This is a genomic window from Actinoplanes sp. NPDC023936 (genome assembly GCF_040639325.1).
Lineage (GTDB): Bacteria > Actinomycetota > Actinomycetes > Mycobacteriales > Micromonosporaceae > Actinoplanes.
In genome coordinates this window covers 52,597-72,591 of record NZ_JBEZZR010000022.1, presented here as the reverse complement: position 1 = coordinate 72,591, position 19,995 = coordinate 52,597, and the positions used below count along the sequence as shown (strand labels likewise).

The 19,995-nt window shown below is 69.7% G+C and carries 14 protein-coding genes; 8 read left to right on the top strand and 6 right to left on the bottom strand.

Translation table 11 applies throughout. The features are described from left to right. Window position 1: 1 nt before the first annotated feature. The 6 genes from AB0F72_RS25955 to AB0F72_RS25930 all read left to right on the top strand — a co-directional run bounded on the left by AB0F72_RS25955 (window position 2) and on the right by AB0F72_RS25930 (window position 8,010). Entirely contained in the window at window positions 2–961 is a 960-nt protein-coding gene (locus AB0F72_RS25955; RefSeq protein WP_360435984.1) for a sugar ABC transporter permease, read from the top strand. Further along, a complete protein-coding gene (locus tag AB0F72_RS25950; protein ID WP_360435982.1) occupies window positions 958–1,764 on the top strand; it encodes a carbohydrate ABC transporter permease in 807 nt (268 codons plus the stop codon). Before AB0F72_RS25955 ends, AB0F72_RS25950 begins: the two co-directional genes overlap by 4 nt. Before the next feature lie 14 nt (window positions 1,765–1,778). Beyond that, on the top strand, window positions 1,779–3,746 hold the full coding sequence (locus tag AB0F72_RS25945; RefSeq protein WP_360435980.1) for a right-handed parallel beta-helix repeat-containing protein: 1,968 nt from the start codon (window positions 1,779–1,781) through the stop codon (window positions 3,744–3,746). 378 nt (window positions 3,747–4,124) lie between these two features. Then, on the top strand, window positions 4,125–4,790 hold the full coding sequence (locus AB0F72_RS25940) for a hypothetical protein (RefSeq protein WP_360435978.1): 666 nt from the start codon (window positions 4,125–4,127) through the stop codon (window positions 4,788–4,790). Beyond that, window positions 4,787–5,713: a hypothetical protein gene (locus AB0F72_RS25935; protein WP_360435976.1), complete on the top strand. Its 927-nt coding sequence runs from the start codon at window positions 4,787–4,789 to the stop codon at window positions 5,711–5,713. Before AB0F72_RS25940 ends, AB0F72_RS25935 begins: the two co-directional genes overlap by 4 nt. After that, entirely contained in the window at window positions 5,710–8,010 is a 2,301-nt protein-coding gene (locus tag AB0F72_RS25930; RefSeq protein WP_360435974.1) for a BREX system ATP-binding domain-containing protein, read from the top strand. Before AB0F72_RS25935 ends, AB0F72_RS25930 begins: the two co-directional genes overlap by 4 nt. Here AB0F72_RS25930 and AB0F72_RS25925 read toward each other — a convergent pair. The 4 genes from AB0F72_RS25925 to AB0F72_RS25910 all read right to left on the bottom strand — a co-directional run bounded on the left by AB0F72_RS25925 (window position 7,926) and on the right by AB0F72_RS25910 (window position 14,326). Beyond that, window positions 7,926–9,086 carry a hypothetical protein gene (locus AB0F72_RS25925; RefSeq protein WP_360435972.1) on the bottom strand — a complete coding sequence of 387 codons (1,161 nt, stop codon included), beginning with the start codon at window positions 9,084–9,086 and terminating at the stop codon, window positions 7,926–7,928. The genes AB0F72_RS25930 and AB0F72_RS25925 overlap by 85 nt on opposite strands. Further along, complete coding sequence (locus tag AB0F72_RS25920; protein ID WP_360435970.1) at window positions 9,083–10,216, bottom strand: hypothetical protein; 1,134 nt, start codon at window positions 10,214–10,216, stop codon at window positions 9,083–9,085. Before AB0F72_RS25920 ends, AB0F72_RS25925 begins: the two co-directional genes overlap by 4 nt. Window positions 10,217–10,286: 70 nt before the next feature. Beyond that, on the bottom strand, window positions 10,287–14,126 hold the full coding sequence (gene fxsT, locus AB0F72_RS25915; RefSeq protein ID WP_360435968.1) for an FxSxx-COOH system tetratricopeptide repeat protein: 3,840 nt from the start codon (window positions 14,124–14,126) through the stop codon (window positions 10,287–10,289). Then, the gene (locus AB0F72_RS25910) at window positions 14,123–14,326 is read right to left on the bottom strand and encodes a hypothetical protein (RefSeq protein WP_360435966.1); all 204 of its coding nucleotides are present in this window, start codon (window positions 14,324–14,326) and stop codon (window positions 14,123–14,125) included. Before AB0F72_RS25910 ends, fxsT begins: the two co-directional genes overlap by 4 nt. 152 nt (window positions 14,327–14,478) lie before the next feature. On the opposite strand from AB0F72_RS25910, the gene AB0F72_RS25905 reads away from it, so the two are divergent. Then, the gene (locus tag AB0F72_RS25905; RefSeq protein ID WP_360435964.1) at window positions 14,479–15,747 is read left to right on the top strand and encodes an HEXXH motif domain-containing protein; all 1,269 of its coding nucleotides are present in this window, start codon (window positions 14,479–14,481) and stop codon (window positions 15,745–15,747) included. A gap of 192 nt (window positions 15,748–15,939) precedes the next feature. Here the strand turns inward: AB0F72_RS25905 and AB0F72_RS25900 are convergent, their stop codons facing one another. Next, on the bottom strand, window positions 15,940–16,743 hold the full coding sequence (locus tag AB0F72_RS25900) for a hypothetical protein (protein WP_360435962.1): 804 nt from the start codon (window positions 16,741–16,743) through the stop codon (window positions 15,940–15,942). 47 nt (window positions 16,744–16,790) lie between these two features. After that, window positions 16,791–18,083 carry a choice-of-anchor B family protein gene (locus tag AB0F72_RS25895; RefSeq protein ID WP_360435960.1) on the bottom strand — a complete coding sequence of 431 codons (1,293 nt, stop codon included), beginning with the start codon at window positions 18,081–18,083 and terminating at the stop codon, window positions 16,791–16,793. Between the two features lie 243 nt (window positions 18,084–18,326). On the opposite strand from AB0F72_RS25895, the gene AB0F72_RS25890 reads away from it, so the two are divergent. Further along, on the top strand, window positions 18,327–19,985 hold the full coding sequence (locus AB0F72_RS25890) for an ABC transporter substrate-binding protein (RefSeq protein WP_360435958.1): 1,659 nt from the start codon (window positions 18,327–18,329) through the stop codon (window positions 19,983–19,985). Window positions 19,986–19,995: the final 10 nt, after the last annotated feature.

Sequence of the window (19,995 nt, the reverse complement as noted above, 5' to 3'; positions counted from 1 at the left end):
CGTGACGGTCACCGAGGTGCGGGCCGGGCGCGGCGTGCGGACGCCGCCTCCGGCCCGGCCCCGCCGGCGCGGGATCGGCTGGCGGCAACGCCTGGAGATCGCGGCGCTGTCCGGCCCGGCGATCCTGATGTTCTCCGGCTTCGTGATCTTCCCGATGGTGATGGCCGCGTACTACGGCTTCTACCGGTGGAAGGGGTACGGGCCGCCGACCGACTTCGTCGGGCTGGACAACTACGTCACCATCCTGCAGGACAGCGCGTTCCACGAGGCGCTCTGGCACAACGGTCAGATCGTGGTGCTGTCGCTGCTGCTGCAGGGCCCGATCGCGGTCGGGCTGGCGCTGCTGCTGAACCAGAAGATCCGTGGCCAGTCGCTGATCCGGGTGCTGATCTTCGTCCCGTACGTGATCTCCGAAGTGATCGTCGGGACGGCCTGGGCGCTCCTGCTGCAGACGAACGGCGCGGTCAACGACGTGCTGCGCTCGATCGGCCTCGGCGGGCTCGCGGAGGACTGGCTGGCGAACCCGGAACTCGCCATCTGGACCCTGATGCTGATCCTGACCTGGAAGTACATCGGGTTCGCGGTGATCCTGTTCCTGGCCGGGATGCAGAACATCCCGGAGGAGCTGTCCGAGGCCGCCGCGGTGGACGGCGCCACGTTCTGGCAGACCCAGTGGCGGATCACCCTGCCGCTGCTCGGGCCCACCATCCGGATCTGGGGCTTCCTGTCGATCATCGGCGCGCTGCAGCTGTTCGACCTGGTCTACATCATCTGGGGCCAGTACGTCGCGTCGACGGCGGGCACCTCGACGATGGCGACGTACATGGTCGCCGAGGGCCGTAACGCGGCGAACTACGGGTACGGCAACGCGGTCGCGGTCGTGCTCTTCACCATCTCCATGATCATCGCGCTGGTGTACCAGCGGTTCGTGCTGCGCCGGGACAGCGAAGGACAGGCATGAGACATTCCCGCTATTTCGCCGCACTGGTGCTGATCGGGCTCATGCTGGGACCCGTCATCTACATCATCGTCGGCGGTTTCCGGACCAACTCGCAGATCACCACCGATCCGGCCGGTCTGCCGGACCCGTGGGTGTTCAGCAACTACACCGACGTGCTGACCGGCGAGGTCTTCTGGCGCCAGGTCGGCAACTCGACGATCGTGGCGCTCACCACCACCGCCGGCGTCGTCGTGCTCGGCGTGATGGCCAGTTACGTCCTGGCCCGATACCGGTTCGCCGGCAGAGGCGCCCTGTACGCCCTGTTCGCCGCCGGCCTGATGTTCCCGGCGACGGTCGCCATCACGCCGCTGTACATCCTGGTGAAGAACCTCGGTCTGGTGAACACGCTGCCCGGCGTCATCCTGCCCCAGATCGCCTTCGGGCTGCCCACCACGATCATCATCCTGGTCCCGTTCCTGCGGGCCATCCCGCGGGAGATCGAGGAGGCCGCCGCCATCGACAGGTGCAGCCGGCTCGGCTTCTTCTGGCGGATGGTGCTGCCGCTGAGCGTGCCGGGCCTGATCACCACCGGCATCCTCGCGTTCGTGAACAGCTGGAACAGCTACCTGTTGCCGCTGTTCATCCTCAACGACCAGGATGGATTCACGCTGCCACTGGGCGTGCAGGCGTTCGCGTCGCAGTACTCGGTCGACACCGCGAAGGTGCTCGCTTTCACATCGTTGTCGATGATTCCGGCGCTGGTGTTCTTCAGCCTGTTCGAGCGTCGCATCGTCGGTGGCCTCACCGGCGCCGTCAAAGGATAGAAAGGCCATACGAGATGACATCGCTGCATGTGGCGACCACCGGGACCGACGACGCCGACGGATCGCGGCAGCGTCCGTTGCGGACCATCAACCGGGCCGCCGCGCTCGCCCGGCCCGGTGACACCGTGGTCGTGCACGCCGGCGAGTACCGGGAGTGGGTGACGCCGCGGCGCGGCGGCCTGAGCGACACCCGGCGCATCACCTACCAGGCGGCCGAGGGCGAGCACGTCGTCATCAAGGGATCCGAGCGGATCACCACCTGGGAGCCGGACGAGGGAACCGTGTGGCGGGCGACGGTGCCGAACACGCTCTTCGGCGAGTTCAACCCGTTCGCCGAGGAGATCGCCGGGGACTGGGTGGTCTACGCCGACGGGGCGACCCGCAAGCACCTGGGCGACGTCTACCTGAACGGTGTCAGCTTCTACGAGGCCGGCTCGCGCGCCGAGGTGGCCGCCCCGGAGAAGCGGATCGAGGTGGTCGACAACTGGACCGGCGTCACCGACCGGATCCGGGAGCCGGAACGGACGCTGCTGGTCTGGTACGCGGAGGTGGGCGCCGCGGAGACGACGATCTGGGCGAACTTCCAGGGCGCCGACCCGAACGCCGAGCTCACCGAGATCAACGTACGACGGTCGGTGTTTTATCCGCTCGTGCCGCACCTGGACTACATCACCGTGCGGGGCTTCGAGCTCGCTCAGGCCGCCACCCCGTGGGCCCCGCCCACGGCGGACCAGCCGGGGCTGATCGGCCCGAACTGGGCCAAGGGCTGGATCATCGAGGACAACGTCATCCACGACGCGAAGTGCTCGGCCATCTCGATCGGCAAGGAGGCGTCGACCGGGCACAACTACGCCACCGAGCGCGGCGACAAGCCCGGTTACCAGTACCAGCTGGAGTCGGTCTTCGCGGCCCGGCAGATCGGCTGGGACCGCGAGCACATCGGCTCGCACGTGATCCGCCGCAACACCATCCACGACTGCGGGCAGAACGGCATCGTCGGCCACCTCGGCTGTGTCTTCTCCACCATCGAGGACAACCACATCTACAACATCGCGCTCAAGCGCGAGTTCTACGGGTACGAGATCGGCGGGATCAAGTTGCACGCGGCGATCGACGTGGTGATCCGGCACAACCGGATCCACGACTGTTCGCTCGGCACCTGGCTCGACTGGCAGACGCAGGGCACCCGGGTGTCGCGCAACGTCTACTACAACAACAACCGGGACCTGTTCATCGAGGTCAGCCACGGGCCGTACCTGGTGGAGCACAACGTCCTCGCCTCGCCGGCCGCGCTGGAGCTGTGGAGCCAGGGCGGGGCGTTCGTCCACAACCTGATCTGCGGCACGCTGTGGCTGATGCCGGTGATGGACCGGGCCACGCCGTACCACCTGCCGCACAGCACCCAGGTGGCCGGCTACGCATTCATCGTCGGCGGCGACGACCGGTGGATCGGCAACGTGTTCGTGGGCGGGGACCCGGCCGCGGCGTACGCGGGGACGGTTCCCGAGGGTGGTGAGCCGGCGCACGCGGGCACCGCCGGCTACGACGCCTACCCGGCCTCGTTCGAGGAGTACCTGCGGCGCATCGACGAGCAGCCGCCCGGCGACCACCAGCGCTTCCTCGCGGTGAAGCAGGCCGTGTACGCCCGGGACAACGTCTACGCCGCCGGCGCCCGCCCGTACGCCGGCGAGCGGGACCCGGTGACACTGGGCGACGCGTCCGCCGCGATCGTCGAGGAGGGCGCCGAGGTCTACCTGGTCACCGACCTGCCGGAGGGCATCGGCGGGCCCGGTCTCGCCCCGGTCGGCGGCCGCGATCTGGAGCGGGTCCGGTTCGCCGACGCGGAGTTCGAGGAGCGGGACGGGACGCCGGCGGTCATCGGCGCCGACCTGACCGGTGTCGCCAAGGAGCCGGGCCGGACGTACCCGGCGGGTCCGCTCGCCGGTCTCACCGCGGGAAGCCGGCGCACCCGCGTCTGGTGACGAATGCGGCGCCGGCGGCGGTCTGCCCCTGTGGCAGGCCGCCGCCGGCCGTTTCCGGCCGGACCCGCACGGCGATCGCGGATGACACGATGGACAGCCATATCGGTCGATGAATAACAGCCGGACGGTGGCCCCGGAACGCATCCGTAGCCGATACAGTGCGTGCCTATGACGTCACGTCACTTCGGGAGAGGCCTTTTCGCGGCCCTTCTCGCGAGTGCCGCTCTGAACCTGGCATCAATCGGGCCCGTACGAGCGGATGACAAGGATGGTGACGTCGTTTACTGCCTCAGTACCGCACAGCGAGCGGCACTCGTTGAAACCGCCGTGATACTCCGACCGGCCAGCCCCGCGCCATCGGCGAGCGGTCTGCCGACGATGTCCGCGTCCGCGCCGCCCGGCGCCCCGGATTCGCTGGAGGCGTGGCGCGCGCAGAACGGGCCGGCGTTCAGCCGAGCCTGCGCGGCCCTGATCGCGGCCGCTCAGGTCACGTCGGCACCACGAACGAGCACTCCCGGGCCGATCCGGAACATGCTGACGGTCCTGCTGCCGGCCGTGGCCGGAGCGTTGCTCACCTGGCTGTTCGCCACCCAGCTCGCGGAGCGCGGCGCCCGGCGGCTGCAGGCCACCGCGTTGCGGTCCGCCAAGCGGCAGTACGACCGCGAGGCGCAGTCGCTCATCGACGGGCGCGCGGCTCAGGAGAGCGGACCGATGCCGCCGCCGGACGCCTGGCGGGCGGCGCGGGTCGACCTGGTGAATCAGCTCGAGGAGATCGCCGCGTCCCACCGCGGCTGGACGGAGCCGGGCACGGTGCAGAAGCTGCTTGAAGGTCAGGAGCTGGCCGACGCGATCGACGACGTCCGGCACGACGGGCCCCCGGAGACGGCGGCCGCCGCCCGGGCGATGGTGCGCGCGTTGCTGGCCCGGGTGGAGAAGGTGGCGGTGGCGGTCGAACGGCCGCGGCGGGAACGCGCCGCGATGAGACCCGAGGCGGGACCGGGGGTCGTGATGAGGCCCGCGGCCGGACCGGGGGTGGCGCCGTGACCAATCCGTTCGACATCCCCGGCCAGCGTGATCCGCTGAAGCCGCTCAACCCGGTGACGGATGCGCACCACGACGACCTGTTCATCGACGTGGACAACACCAAGCAGGCCTTCGAGGAGTTCCAGAGCATCCTCGACACGGACTACGCGTTCGAGCGCGGCGGCGCCATGGCCATCGCGGTCGGCGATCGGCAGTTCGGCAAGACAGCGCTGCTGAATCGTTGTGCCTACTGGATGCAACGCGAGATCAAGGCCCGCGCCACGGCCGCCCGGAAGAAGACGACCGCGCACATCATCGACCTTCGTTTTCTCGCCGGCGACGTCCCGGCCGCTCTCACCGCGCCGGAACGCGTGAACACGGTGTGCCACCACCTGATGAAGAAGCTGCACGACAGCCGGCATCTGGCGCAGCCCTGGCAGGACGAGGGCCAGCGGGAAGCCAACCTCGTCCTGCCCTATCTCGCCGACAAACTCACCCGGGACGCCGTCCTCATCGTCATGCTGCCGCCGACCGCCGACGTAATAGACGAGTTAGTGGTATATGCGAATTTGATACCTAAAAGAGTTGTCATGCTGGCCGAAACATCTTTCGTGGGCCGCCTCGAGGAGTACAGCGCGAGGCTGAAAAGGGCGGCCACCGTTCCGGTGTTTCTCCGCCTCGGAGTCCTCCGTCCGGAGGACGGCGAGAAGTTCTTCAACCAGCGTCGCGACCGTCATGCCTCCGATAGAAGCATCGCCGAAGCCGCCCCCGAGGTCCTACGCTGGCTGGTAACCGTCAAACCAACGTCTGTGGGGGAACTCCAACAGGTACTGTACGGACTGTACGACGACGTGCTCCGGCGGCGATCCCCCGCCCAGCAGCTGACCCGTGACCTGATCGCGGACTTCTACATCAGCAGAACGAGGTTCGGGGGAGATCAATGAATGACAGACGCCCGCCTCCCCGGTTCAGCGACATCAATCCCTTCCCGCCGACCGCGGTGGCTCAGGTCTCGCACATCGGGGCCGAGACGGTCACCATACAGACCGCGGCCATCCGCACGGCTGTCGCCGAGCTCCAGGACTATCTCGCTTCTCCCGGAGCCGGTCGCGTGCTGGCCATCGTCGGTAACTACGGAACGGGTAAGTCCCACCTCGCCGTCTATCTGCTGAACACCGCCCGGCAGATCGCCGGAGAAACCGTTCAACAACTGTTCGTCAACGCTCCGTACGGGAATTTCGTCTCTCTCTATCGAGCCTTCGCCGAATCCCTCGCCGACCGCCGGGAACTGGTGATGGCACGCGTTCGCCATTTCTATGCCGACGTCGTGGCGGACAGCATGGCGGGTTCGGAGCTGCACGCCGAGATCGCGAGCAAACTGCGCGCCGGGAAAGCCGATCCGGTAGCCGTCGTGGAGGCTCTGGGACTGCCGGAGAGCGGCCTGATCGAGGAAGTCCAGCAGCGGCTCCGTGACATCACCGAGAACAAGGCATTCGGTACGGCATTGACGTTGCTGCTCCGCCACGGGTTCGAGGACGCGGTCTGGGAATGGCTCGTCGGCAACGATCCGGCCGAGAACCTGCGCGAGCGCGGCATCGTCGATCCGACGACCATGAGCGAGCGGTCCGCACTGGACGCCATGAGCGTCTTCGCGGTGCTGTTCCGCGGCGGCCGGTTCCGGTTCATGGTGGTGATCGACGAGCTCGACCACCTGCTCTCCGCGTCGAACCGGCCGCACGGTGAGGTGCAGATCGCGCTGAAACAACTGCTCGAGGGATTCCTGTCAGCCGGGGCGTTCCTGGTCCTGGCCGGCCTGCCGGACTTCCTGGAAAGCCTGCAGAGTGACGTCCGCGCCCGGATCACCCGCCAGGTGACGATGGCGCCGCTCACCGCGCAGGACGCCGTCAGCTACATCCGGGCACGGCAGCAGAGCGAGCTGGGAGCCGACCGGCTCTTCCCCTTCTCCGAGGGCGTGGTCAGCTACATCGTCGACATCTCGGGCGGTTCGCCACGCGACGTGATCCGGCTCTGCTACCAGCTCTACCGCAGGGCAGCCGACCAGGACGGCGCCGTCACCGACGCCATGGTCCGCGTGGTGGCACGCGACGCCTTCTACGGGCCGAACACCGAGGCCACCCATCGCGACATCAGGCGCACGCTGACGGCGCACGGGCTCACCTCCGGCGCCAAGAACTTCGTGGACGGTGTGCCGGTCGACTACTGGATACCCATCGGTTCCCGGGGCGCCGCGATCACCGTGCTGGTCAACGACGCGGTGCTCGACGATTCACAATTGACCACCCTCATCTCGTACGTCTCCCGGCTCCGTGGCGCCGCCAACCGCGAGGTCCTGGTCGTGATCGGCGGCTACCTCTCACCGGAGTACACCGACCGTCTCCGGGAAGTCCTGCAGCGCGACCCGATCATCTATGAGAAGCGTGGCTTCGCCGCCGACTTCGATGCCGCGCTCAGTGGCGTGGAGCGCCGGCTCGACCGCGTCGACGCCGCCGATCCCGCGGCAGCGTTGCTGGCCCGTCTCGAACGTCTCGGGCAGCAGCAGTCCAACACGCTGGACATCGTCCTCGATCTCGCCGGTCGCGTGGAGAGCCTGGCGACCTCCTCGGATCAGCGGATCGCCGAGCTGAGCAGGCAGTTCGAGACGGTTCCGCTGCTGATCGGCGGCTTGCGGACCGACGCCGGCTCCGCGGCGCCGCCGCCGGCCGGTCAGCTGCCGGAGCGGGTCACCGCCGTCTTCGACGACGCGATAAACGCGCTCAGCATCGACACCCGGTTGTCCACGCTGTTCCGGCAGATGTTCGACGACAACGCCGAGGCGGCGTCCGCCCGCCGGCTGGTCACGGCGACGCTTCGTCAGCAGCGGGCGCACACCGCGACCGGTGTGGTCACCCTGCTGCGCCTGCTCACCGACTCGTTCCGCCGGGCGGTGACGGACTGGTACGCGACGGCCGAGACGGACGAGCACGGGCGGCTGCTGGGCAAGCACCGGCAACGTTTCGACGCCATCATCCGGGTGTTCGACACGTTCATGGGCTTCCTGTACGTGTACGAGGCGAGCTGGCTGGCCGATCAGCTCGCGGGCGGGGAGGACGCCCGGCAGGGCACGCTCGACCACAGCATCCGGGCCACGCGTCTGCTTCAGGGACAGGACGAGCTGGGCGGGCTGTCCGGAAGAGTGCGCACCGAGGTGCTCTCCGACTTCGCGTCCGACGCGCCCGGCTGAGCGGCCGGGGCGGGCCGGGATCGCAGATTGTTGGCCAGTGCGTGCAGCACGTTCACGATCACGATGGCCGGCGCCACGACGGCGACGCTCCCGGGGAACGGTTTCTCCAGCAGCAGTGCGAGCAGCACGGCGGTGATGCCGCTCTGCTGGCCGAGGGCCACCGCCCGCCGGTCCGGACCGGAGAAGCGCACCGCCACCAGGCTGCCGACCACGATCTGCGCGCCGAACGCCGCAGCGCCCAGCACGATGCCGGCACGCATCGCGACGCCCGCGGCCAGCAGCAGGCCCAGCGCGAACGTCGCCACGTTGAAGGCGGCGGTGGCGAGCCGGTCCAGCAGTCTGCCGATGTCCGGCCGGAAGAACAGCGCGGACACCGCGAGACCGAGCATCAGCAACTGCCAGACCGCGTACGCCATCAGCGCGCCCAGCAGCAGCGTCTGCACGATCGTGCGCACCCGCCCGCCGGCGCCGGCGATGCGGGTCAGCCGCCACAACAGGTACGCCACGATGATGAAGGCGGCGTTGTGCAGCAGCCCCGTGCCGAAGCTGGAGAGGTCGGGCAGCGACGCTCCGGCCGGTCCGGTCGCCAGCGTTCCCGCCAGGTAGACGGTCAGCAGCACGGTGATCGGGTCGTCGAAGGCCGACCAGGCGGCGAGGAGTGTGCGGACCCGCGGTGAGGTGTCACCGCTGCTGCTCAGAGCGGCGAACGACAGCGGATCGATCTGGGCGACGGCGATGCCGAGGACCAGGAATGCCGGCTCGCGGAAGAACGCGTACATGACCGCGGTGATGAGCAGCGCCTTGAGCAGGACGCCGACGGTGACGGCGGTGACCACGACCGTCACATGCCGCCTGGCCTCGACCAGGTCGATGCCGCGCACCGAGGCGACCAGCCCGATCGCCAGCAGGGACGTGACGACGTGCAGGTAGGCGCCGGTGTCACCGAGATCGTGCACGTCGAGAGCGGCCGCGGTGGCCCACCCGGCGGCGGCGATCGCCACGAACACACCGAGCCGGGCCGCCGCGCCGACCAGCGGATGCGCACGCAGGCTCGCGGCGGCCGCCGGCGGGGTCATTGCCCCTGAAGGCGCTCGGCCAGGGCTCGCACCTTCAGCTCGGTGTCCGCGACCCGGTCCTGGGCGAGAGTCACCGCGACGAGATAGGCCTTGCCGCCGAGCGAGTGGAAGTAGACAGCGCCCCGTTCCACGTCGAAAACGAGATAGAACAGCTCACCGCCGATGAGGTCGTGAACCTTGCGGTCGACCTGGGTGGAGTAGTCGTCGAGGTCGCGTCCCAGGGCCGCGTAGAACCGCCGGCGCTCCGGGGGCGTCGTCCCCGACGCGAGAGGCCGCAGCCGGCGGTGATGCAGGATGTCCGCCACCGCGATCTGCTCCCCGCCGACGAACACCGACGCGTAGTGGAGGTCGTCCGGATCGAGCCACTCCCGGCACAGGTCGGCCAGCAAGGAACCCTCGTTCAGAACGTGCGGGATCACTGGCGCTGTCTCGTCATCGGTCCGGGCGGGCGCCGGGTCCGGGGACTCGTCCGTACCGGTGGCGGATCGCTCCTCCGCGAGCCAGCCGCCGTAGTCACGAGGCAGCTGCCGCAACTGTTCGCGGAGCTGGTTGGCGAGCCTGGTCACCGCGCGATCGTTGTGACGCTGGCGCTCGAACGCCGACGCCTGCTGATCCGGCGGGGCCGGCTCATCCCGCGGGGCCGGCTCATCCCGCGGGACCGGCTCATCCCGCGGGACCGGCTCGTCCCGCGGGACCGGCTCGTCCGGCGGGATCAGCGAGAATGCGACAAGGTGCTGGGACTCGCTGACCTCGGCCCAGTGGACAGCGCCCCGGCCGGCGCTGGCGAAGACCCGGATCAGCGCTCCGGTGCGGGCGCCGGTGAGCCGGGCGTTGAGACGGACCATGGAGTCGTAGATGTCGCTGCCGAACCCCTCGACGTCCTCCCAGGCGGGGACGGGCTCGTCCGTGACGGTCTCGAGCGTGTCGACGACGAAATCGCTCCTGCCGAGGGTGTACTGCGCGAGGGAACGCAGGGACGGCGCCCGATGGAGTATGTCGATGCAGAGCTCCACGGCCGCGTCGTTGCCGAAGGGGTCCACGACGCGTGCTCCGGTGCGGTCGTCGTGACGCGCACCGGCACCCGAGGTCGACGGCATCTGCTGAACGGCATCCCAGCGGCTGGCGCTCATGTCGCGGGTCCTCCGATCGCGTCGTCCGGCCGATCGGAGATCGCTGCTCCGCATGCCTGCTGCCAGCGTCTCATGTGGAGGGGACCTCGATATCGATATCCACAGGCCCGTTTCCGGCGCTGTCCGGCGCAGCCGAGCCCGCCGCCGGCCCTCGGACGAAGCCGGCATTGCCGGCGAGGACCGCCAGATAGGGATGCCGGATCGGCAGGAACCGTCCGGCGGTCTGTACCGCGTCGGCGTGCACCGTGACGGCCTCGTCCGTCTCGCCCGCCGCGGCCAGGGCGTTCGCCTGATTGGTCCGAGCCGCGACGGTCCAGGGATGGCTCCGGGAGAGCCGGGTGAAGATCGTGACGGCTTCCTCGGCCGACCGGACGGCTTCGGCGGCCTTGCCGGCCCGCCGCTGGATGCCCGCGACGTTCGTCAGGCAGATGGCGATGAAGGGGTGTCCGGGTTCGAGTTGCCGGCGGAACTCGGCGAGGTTGCCACCGGCGACCTCGAGCGCGTACGTCATGTCGCCGGTGAGCGAGTAGTCGATCGCCATGCTGAGCTGGGCTCCCTGGGTGACGAGGGACTGGTCTCCGAGAGTCTTGCGATACCCGACGCTTGCCTTGCTGCTGTAGGTGCGGGCCGAGTGGGGATCGCCGGACCGGCGCTCGGTCACCGCGCGGGCCGCCATGGCTCGGTAGATCTGCGGGTGGTCGTCAACGCCGACGATGCCTCGCAGTCTGTCCGCTGCCAGGGTCAGGAGCAGTCGTGAATCGGTCAGTTCGCCCAATTCGCGGCGAAAAATCGCCAGATCGATGGCGCACCACCAGGTGAGGATGTCGTTCTCGTCAAGCCGCAGGCGGGCGTGGTAGGTCTCCTCCTCACGCCGGGCGGCGTCCACCTGGCGGCCGTCGAGGTAGTTCGAGACGGCCAGGTTGTGCCGTGCTTGCAAGGTCTGCGGGTGATCCGGGCCGAGCATCGTGCGCAGCGCCCGGTAGATCCTCTTGTCCTCGGTCAGCGCCCGGCCGAACGCTCCCACGCCACGCAGGTCGCCGGGGGTGCCACGCCGGTTCAGGGCGGCCCGCAGCTGGCCGCCCGCCGGCGAGCTCTGCGGCAGGTCCCGCATCGCCATGTCGATCCGGAGCGCCTCGGTGTTGCGTCCCAGCGATCGCAGCAGGTCGGCGTGGTGCATGGCGAGCCGGACGCCCAGCGGGTCGGCCGCGCGTTCCCCCCAGGCGTCCCGGACCCGGTCGACGAGACCGAGGGCCTCCTGACGCTCCTCGACGGTGCCGGTGCGGGCGATCGAACCCACGTGGACGACCACCCACCGGCGGACCGCGGTGAGCTGCCGCTCCCCCAGCGCGCCGACCGGCTCGACGTGTGGCGCCAGGATCTCCAGCGCCGCGGCGCCGTCCCCGGCGAGGTACTCGGCGTCGTTCGGCGCGTACGCCGACAGCGCGAGCATCGTCGTCCAGCGAATGCTGCGCATCCGCGCCGGATCCGTCACCTCGCGCAACGCTTTCTGGATCATGCGATGCATGCGCAGCTCGCGCCGCCCGCCCCAGTCCACGCCGAACAGTTCGAACGCGGCGGCGTTGGCCAGCAGCACCTCGATCTCGGCCGCGTCGTTCGCCAGCGGGAGGGTGTCCTCGTCGTCCCGTCCAGTGGCCATGTCGTCCCGTGCGGTGGACATGTCATCCCGTCCGGTCGCGGTGACGAGGCCGCTGAGGAACGCGCTGCTGCGCACGAGCCGCAGGGCGACACCGTCCGGGGAGAGGTTGGCGCACATCAGCGCGAGAGCGGCGACGGCGTGCCCGTCCGGGTACGTGGTGAGCAGTTCGAGCAGGCATCGTGCGACGTCGGCGAGCCGATCCGCGGAGCGCTGCGGCAGCGCGCGCAGGAACTGCTGGACAACGACGGCCGAGGCCTCGCCGGCGTGCATGGCGTCGCCGGCTCGCAGCACCCGGCTCGCCGCTCGCAGGCAACCAGCGGTCAGCCTGATGGTCAGCGGATCGGTGCCCACCGCGTCGAGCAGTGTGTCCAGGTGCTCCTCGGCGACGTCCCGCAGCTGGCCGCGCAGGGTCCGCCGGGCCTCGTCGCGATCCAGGCTCGGCAGCCGGACCAGGGTTCCGGTGCGCGGATCCGGCGACTCGTCCGGCGTCTCCGGCGTCCGGGTGTAGATGACATGGCCGCTGCCGTCGTCCGGTACCAGCCCCGCCAGGGCGCCGACGTCGGTGACATCGTCGTAGATGATCAGGTAGGGCCGGTAGTCGTCGGCCGCCCGGTGCAGGGCGGCGGCCGGCAGGTCCTCCTCGTCACCGGCGACGGCGCCGATCCGGCCGGCCAGCTCGACCAGCGAGCGCCGGGCGGTCTGCCGGGTACGGGCCGGGACGAACCAGGCGACCCGGTACTCGTGGGCGTACCGATGGGCGTACTCCTTGGCGAGGTGCGTCTTCCCGGTGCCCGACCCGCCGGTGATCAGCGCGCGGCTGCCGTGCTCGGCGGCGCGCAGGGCGTCCCGCAGGGCCTCGAACTCCCTGGCGCGGTGTGCCGTGGCCCGGTCGCAGGCCGGCACGTTGAATCCGGCCACCGGACCCGGTCCGGTGGACGGCAGTCGGGCCGGCTCGCCCGGCAGCGGCTCACCCGACATGGCGAGCGCCGCCAGCAGACGCCAGCGAGCCTGGGCGGGCGCGCAGTCGTAGAGGACGACGCCGTGCGTGCCGGCGACCTCCTCGGCGTCCGGCGCCACGCGGAGCACGAGCAGGTCGGGGCCCTGGCCGCCGTCGAGACCGGCCCGCTCCAGGGTCAGGCCGGAGCCGGCGACGATCACCGCGCCGCTGGGCGGCGGTCCGGGCTCCAGGTCGAGGCAGAGGGTGCCCACCTGGGCGCCTGCGCCGGTGAGCTGATCGGCGATCCAGTCCACCCAGGGACGGTCGGCCGCGCAGTAGACCAGGTCGACCCGGCGGCTCTCCGGCGACGACGCGCCGCTGCGGCTGCGGATCAGGTCCCGGTACCGGCCGGTCAGCGACCGGGTGTGCGCCGGCAGCGCGGGGACCCGGTCGTCGGTGATCGCCTTGAGGAGCTGCTCGTACGCGATCAGGAGCGGCTCACGCTGCTCGTCACGGTCGAAGACCAGCGGCACGAGCACGTCGAGCATGGTGTGGAAGGGAATCGGCACGACCTGCCGCAGCGTGTCGCCGGCCGGCACCGGAGCTTTGTCGAGCGCGCGCAGCAGGATCCGCCGCAGATCGGCTGTCTGTTCCGACGCGTGGCCGGGATCGGTGTGGTCGAGGAACGTCGGCACCGCGATGATGCGGGCCTGGGCAGGGCTCTCGGACACGATCTCGACCGCCAGGCGCGCTGCCGCTCCGGCGTCCGCCGCCCGGGACGGGAAGCAGAGGACGACACGGTCGGCGAGCCGGCCTTCGAGAAGCGCGGCCGGTCCGGTGCCGGACGGCGGCCCGTCGACGAGGACGTAGTCGTACTGGGAGGCGAGCAGCCGCGCGCGGAGCTCGGTGAAGGCGATCACCGCCTCGGTGGTGTAGGCGTCGCGGGCGGGGGTGAGCCGGTGCTCGAGGACGTCGAGCCGGGTGCCGGGTCTGCCGGCCGCCGGCACGTACCGCCGGAGGACCGGTCCGACGTCCAGGGGGCCGGTCGCCAGGGAACCGAGGTCGGCGGCCCGGCTGAGGGCGGCGGCGAGCTCACCGCCCAGGACCGCGCCGATGCCCGTGCCGGTCACCTCGTCGACGAGGAACGGACGCAGGTAGTCATGGATCGACGTGCCCCGGAAGTCCCAGTCGACCACGAGGACGTCCTGGCCGCTGCTGGCGAGCATCCAGGCGAGGTTCGCGGCCACGCTGGTCCGGCCGGAGAGGTGGCCGGGCGCCACGAAGGACGCGATGACCGGCTGGTCCGCGCCGGTCATTCGTCTTTTCCACGGGACGGGCGCGGGGGTGCGATGTGATTCTGGAAGCCGCTGAACTCGGAGAAACCCGAGCGGGTCTCCGCGATGAGCCGCCGCAAAGATTTACTCAAAGCCTCATCACCGATCATGTCGACGTGCGGTGCCCCGAAATCGGCCGCCTCGATCAGATCCGAGACGAGCCCGCTGTCTTCTTCCTGCATTCACCAGCCCGCCAACCGGCTCGGACACCGCCGAGAGACAATTCGCCGAAACACTTCGTGCCCCCACTATCTCGGCTGCTCACTGTATCTGTCCACATCCTCTCGGCGGCAACGATCCGGCCTTCCGGGCGGTACCATTACCATCTATCAACGTGAATCAGACTCGGGTTGACCAGGGTTCACCGGGGCCGCACGGCTTCCCCGCCACACACGTGATGTCGCCGGCGATGCTCACCCGCCTGGCGCGGGGTGAAGGCCACGACGCGCTCACATTCTTGATCAATACGCAGCGCAGCAAGAACATCATTCTCGCCCGGGCATTGGCGATCCGCTCGGCGGGCCCGGTCCACGACGCGCTGCGAACCGTCGCCGCACACTCCCCCGCCACGGTGAACCGCGTGCTCACCCACCCGTCGGTGAGCAATTGGGCGATGCGGACGGTGGCGGGAAACGCCGAGCCCACCGGCCTGGCCCTGGTCGCGCTGGCGGCAGCCCTGCGCGCCCGGTGCGACATCCGCATCGAGGTGACCGCCGACGACGGCCGCCTGCCGATCCCCACACTCGGCGTCCTGGACGTCGCCGCCGGCGGAGCGGTCACCGTACGGGTCGAGCCGGCGAGCGCCGCGCTGACCGTCGGCGGCGAACGGTTCCCCCTGGGACCGGACGGCGAGATCCGCTCACCGGCCTGGCACCCGGTGGATCGGATCGCCCTGGACGGGTGGACGCTGACGGTCGACGACCCGCACACGCTGGCCCCGTCGGCCCAGCCGCTGATCCCGCCCGAGTCGGCCGGCCTCTGGACCGAACGCCTGTCCGCCGGCTGGGAATGGCTGAGAGCACGCCATCCCGCCGACGCCGCTGACGTCCGCGCCGCGATGCGCACGCTCTTCCCGCTCTCCCCGGTCGCGAGCGGACACGTCAGCGGCACCTTCCGGCACGCGTCGGGCTGTCTGGCGATCTCCCTGCCGACCGATCCCCAGTCGACCGCCGTCACCTTCGTCCACGAGCTGCAGCACCTCAAGCTGTCCGCGGTGATGGACCTCTTCCCGCTGGTCGACATGTCGTCGGAGGTCCGCGGTTACGCGCCCTGGCGGGACGACCCCCGCCCGCCCTCCGGACTGCTGCACGGCTGCTACGCCCACATCGCCGTGGCACGCTTCTGGCGGAGCGAGGCCGCCCGGGAGAACGACGGGGCGCGCCGCCGGGAGGCGCTGGTCGAGTACACGCGCTGGCGTCTCGCCATCGAGCGGGTGTGCGCCTGGTTGCTCTCCTCCGGGCTGCTCACCCCCATCGGGCGGCATTTCGTCACGCAGATGACGCGCAGCATGGAGTCCTGGGCGAGCGACCGGATCCCGGACGACGTGCGGGCCGAGGCCGCCGCGCTCAACGACGCGCACCACCGGCGCGCCACCACGACCTGAGCGGCCCGGATCACCGGGAGCGGTCCTCCGGCCTCGCCTTCCTGCCGTCCGCGCTGATCCGGAGGCCGGGCAGACGGACGCCGGGCAGACGGACGCCGAGCAGACGGACGCCGGGCGGCGGGCGCACGCGGCCGCCGTCTGAGCACCGCCCCGATCCGATCGCGCCCCCACCGGTCACCGGCGGGGGCGCGGTCACCTCGTGAAGACCGTGAACGCCACCTGGTGGACCGTCCCGCTGGCGCGGAACTGCAGGAACAGCCGCTTGTCGCCGCGCTCGGCGAAGGCGGCGTGGAACGCGAGGACGCCGTCGGCCGGCGCGTCGCCGGTGGCGTTGGCCGGGATCGGGTGCAGGTGCTTGAGGCCCTGGGTGCGCACCTCGAAGTTGGACAGGTGGGCGTACGCGCCGAGATACGGTTCCAGCGCCGCCGGGCGGCCGTCGCGCAGCACCTGGAATCGCAGGGCGGTCTGCGTTCCGGAGGCCAGGTCGGCGGTGCCGTCGAGGCGGCGCACCGTGTACCGGCCGGAGCGCTCCTCCGCGCGCGGGGCCGGCACCGCCACCATGCTGGTGTCGCCCGCGATGACGAACGGCACGCCGAGCACCGTGGGGTCGGCGCCGGCCGGGCGGCCCTGCGGGACGAACTCGATGTACACCCGGTACGCGCCGCCGTCGGTGATGGTGACCGGTGCGGTCCAGGCGCCGTCGACGACCTCCGGATGCAGGTGCTGATATCCGGACAGGTCGTCGCGGAGGACGTACATGTGCATGGGTTTGGTGTGAATGGTTTGGAATTGTGTCGTCGGGCCGGTGACGCGCAGCGCGACGGTGCCGGGTCCGCGGCCGGTGGGCAGGCGCAGCGGCTCGACGCGGAAGCCGTCGTAGGAGTCGGAGAGCCCGTCGCTGTGGTAGGCGACCGGCTCGGGCACCGGCGGCGGCGCGGCGGCGGGCCGGCTGTCGGCGAACAGGTAGGCGGCGCCGGCGAAGCCGGCGAGCGTCACCGCCGCCGCGAGCAGGCGACGGTGACGCGGGGCCGCGGGCTGACCGGTCAGCTCACCGCCGCCGTTCCGGTGGGCCGCACCAGGAACAGGCCGACGCCGATGCTCTGCACCGCGACGACACCGTTCTTCAGGAACGGCAGGGCCATCCAGCTGCCGCTGTAGCCGCTGGCGTTGGAGGCCGGGTCGACGTCGAAGTAGCCGACCTCGGGCAACCGGGCCGAGGCGGCCGACGTGGTGTCCAGGATCCGCAGGCCACCCCGGTACGAGGCCTGGAAGTGCCGGTTGCCGACCGTGTAGCCGTTGTGGTTGACGAACTCGCCCCGGGTGGCGACGTCCTTGCCCACGTAGCGCGCGGCGTCCAGCTTCTCGATGTTGTAGACGAAGTCCGGGCTGCCGCCCCGGGTGCTGATCGTCTCGTCGTTGACGATCATGTGCTTGTAGTCGCTCGTCGCGAAGCCCTGGTGGATGAAGCTCGCGCCGGGATGGGTGACGCTGGAGAGCACCCTGATGTTCGCCTTGTCGGTGACGTCGAGGATCTGGAACCGCTTGCCCTGGCCGGTGTAGTTGAACGCGATCTCCCGGCCGGTGAACCGGGTGTCCGGGCCGGCGTAGTTCACCACGACCGACTCGTGCGAGTAGACCTCGCGGCTGTAGCAGGCCGCCAGCTTGAGCGAGAGCGGCGTCTTGATGTCGTAGATGGTCAGGCCCTTGCTGCACGTGTTCGCGCCGGAGACGTACAGGAAGCCGGTGTTCTGATTGATCCACAGGGTGTGGCTGTTCGTCAGGCCGGTGAACCGCGCGGCCGCGGTGAACGTCTGCGTGGTGGTCACGCCGCGCAATTTGTTGAGATCGAAGATCTGGATGCCGTGGGACACCGAATCCTTGCCGATGTAGGCGTAATTCCGGTACGTGCGGATGTCGCACCAGGATGAGCTGACGCCATTCGCGGACGGCAGGTTTCCGAGGTATCTCGGGTTCCCCGGGTCGGTGACGTTGATGAACGAGACGCCGTTGGAGCGGCAGTACAGGATGTACTCGTTGCTGTCGGCGGGGTCGGCCCAGTACCACATGCTCGACGACCCGCCGCCGCCGATCGCGGACTGCGGCAGGAAGCTGAGCAGGTCGACGTTCTTGCACGGGTACCTGTCGGCCAGGCCGTTGACGCAGGTCACCGGCGCGCCCGCGAGGCGTTCGCCGCTGCGCCAGGCAGGTTCGTAGATGCGCAGCATCTCGGCTTGCTCGGCGCGGCCCTCAGGGGTGTCCGGGTCGTGCGCGGTGGCCGGTGGGCCGGCCAGGGCGAGCAGGAGGAGCGCGGTGACGGCGAGCGTGATGCGACGCATGGTAGGCGCCTTTCGCGCGGAGGATCCGGCGCGGACGTGGGGTGGGACGCGCCGGCGTGTGCCTGAACGCTAAGCAACTAATCGTTAATCGTCAATATTGCTCGGCATATCGCACGGGAGATAGAAGTGGCGTTATGGCACCGGAAGGACACGATCCGATACCAACTCAACATGTTGATCACCGTAAATGGATAGTGTCGCTCCGAAGCGGTTTGTCCGACCCACAAGGACGGGGTGAACACGATGCGTGCACCAGGGAGGGTCATCGCCGCCGGCGTCATCGCGGCACTGACGATCGGCGCGGCCGGCTGCGCGGAGAGCGACCGTGACAACGCCGACGACGGCGAGGCCGCCACCGGCGGCACCTTCATCTTCGCCGGCGCGGGCGACCCGAAGAACTTCGATCCGATCTTCAACGACGACGGTGAGTCGCTCCGGCCGATCCGGCAGGTCTACGAAACGCTCATCACCCACAAGCCCGGCACCGCCGAGCTGACCGGCGGCCTGGCCGAGAGCTGGTCCAACGACCCGACCGGCAAGATCTGGACGTTCAAGCTGCGCCAGGGCGTCACGTTCCACGACGGCACCGCGCTGGACGCCGCCGCCGTCTGCGCGAACTTCGACCGGTGGTTCAACATGAAGGGCGACGCCGCCCAGTCCCAGATGATCTACTACGCCGACGTCTTCGGCGGGTTCGCCGGCAGCCCGGACGCCGTCTACGACAACTGCACGGCGCAGGACGCCTCCACCGCCGTCGTGACGATGACGAAGTACAAGGGCGCGTTCCCCGGCGCGTTCGCGCTCACCGCGTTCTCCATCGCGAGCCCGGCCGCGATGAAGCAGTACGGCTCCGACACCGTGACGCAGAACGGCGACTCCTTCTCCTACAGCGCGTTCGCGAACGAGCACCCGACCGGCACCGGCCCGTTCACGTTCGGCGGCTGGAACAAGGCGACCGGCGAGATCACGCTGAACAAGTACGCGAACTACTGGGGCGAGAAAGCCAAGGTCGACAAGGTGATCATAAAGATCATCAAGGATGAGAGCACCCGGAAACAGGAACTGCGCGCCGGCACGGTCCAGGCGATCGACTTCCCGGCGCCGGCCGACCGCAAGGCCCTCGCCGACGAGGGCTACCAGGTGCTCGAGCGGCCCGCCTTCAACATCCTCTACCTGGGCATCAACCAGAAGAACAACCCCAAACTGAAAGACCTCCGGGTACGCCAGGCGATCGCGTACGCGTTGAACCGGGCCCAGCTGGTGCAGACCAAGGGTCCGGGCGGCTCGGTGGTGGCCGACCAGTTCCTGCCGGAGTCGGTCCTCGGCTACGCCCCGGACGTGCAGAAGTACGACTACAGCGTGGACAAGGCCAAGCAGCTGCTGTCCGACGCCGGCGCGACCGGCCTGACGCTCAACTTCTACTACCCGACCGAGGTGTCCAGGCCGTACATGCCGAACCCGCAGGAGATCTTCACGGTGCTGGCGAACGACTTGCAGGCCGCCGGCATCAAGGTCACCGGAGTGCCCCGTCCGTGGAACGGCGGCTTCAAGGACGACGTGCAGCAGTTCGGCAAGCAGGACCTGCACATCCTCGGCTGGACAGGTGACTACAACGACCCGGGCAACTTCGTCGGCACGTTCTTCGGCCGGCCCAAGGTCGAGTTCGGCGCCGACGCGATGACCGAGATGTTCACCGCCATCGGCAAGGCCGACGCGACAGTCGACCAGGGGGCCAAGAGGACCGCGTTCGAGCAGGTCAACCGGGATCTCGCCGCCAAGTGGCTGCCGGCCGTGCCGATCTGGCACGCCCCGCCGGCGATCGTCACCACGAAGGAGGTCGAGGGTCTGGTGCCGAGCCCGCTCACCGCCGAGGAGTTCGACACCGTCACGCTCACCAAGTAGGCGCCGAGGG

Bases quoted from the DNA above. Each gene is read 5' to 3' on its own strand.
- AB0F72_RS25950 (WP_360435982.1), top strand. From the start codon at position 958: ATGAGACATTCCCGCTATTTCGCCGCACTGGTGCTGATCGGGCTCATG.
- AB0F72_RS25945 (WP_360435980.1), top strand. From the start codon at position 1,779: ATGACATCGCTGCATGTGGCGACCACCGGGACCGACGACGCCGACGGA.
- AB0F72_RS25940 (WP_360435978.1), top strand. From the start codon at position 4,125: ATGTCCGCGTCCGCGCCGCCCGGCGCCCCGGATTCGCTGGAGGCGTGG.
- AB0F72_RS25930 (WP_360435974.1), top strand. From the start codon at position 5,710: ATGAATGACAGACGCCCGCCTCCCCGGTTCAGCGACATCAATCCCTTC.
- AB0F72_RS25925 (WP_360435972.1), bottom strand. From the start codon at position 9,086: ATGACCCCGCCGGCGGCCGCCGCGAGCCTGCGTGCGCATCCGCTGGTC.
- AB0F72_RS25920 (WP_360435970.1), bottom strand. From the start codon at position 10,216: ATGAGCGCCAGCCGCTGGGATGCCGTTCAGCAGATGCCGTCGACCTCG.
- fxsT (WP_360435968.1), bottom strand. From the start codon at position 14,126: ATGACCGGCGCGGACCAGCCGGTCATCGCGTCCTTCGTGGCGCCCGGC.
- AB0F72_RS25910 (WP_360435966.1), bottom strand. From the start codon at position 14,326: ATGCAGGAAGAAGACAGCGGGCTCGTCTCGGATCTGATCGAGGCGGCC.
- AB0F72_RS25895 (WP_360435960.1), bottom strand. From the start codon at position 18,083: ATGCGTCGCATCACGCTCGCCGTCACCGCGCTCCTCCTGCTCGCCCTG.
- AB0F72_RS25890 (WP_360435958.1), top strand. From the start codon at position 18,327: ATGCGTGCACCAGGGAGGGTCATCGCCGCCGGCGTCATCGCGGCACTG.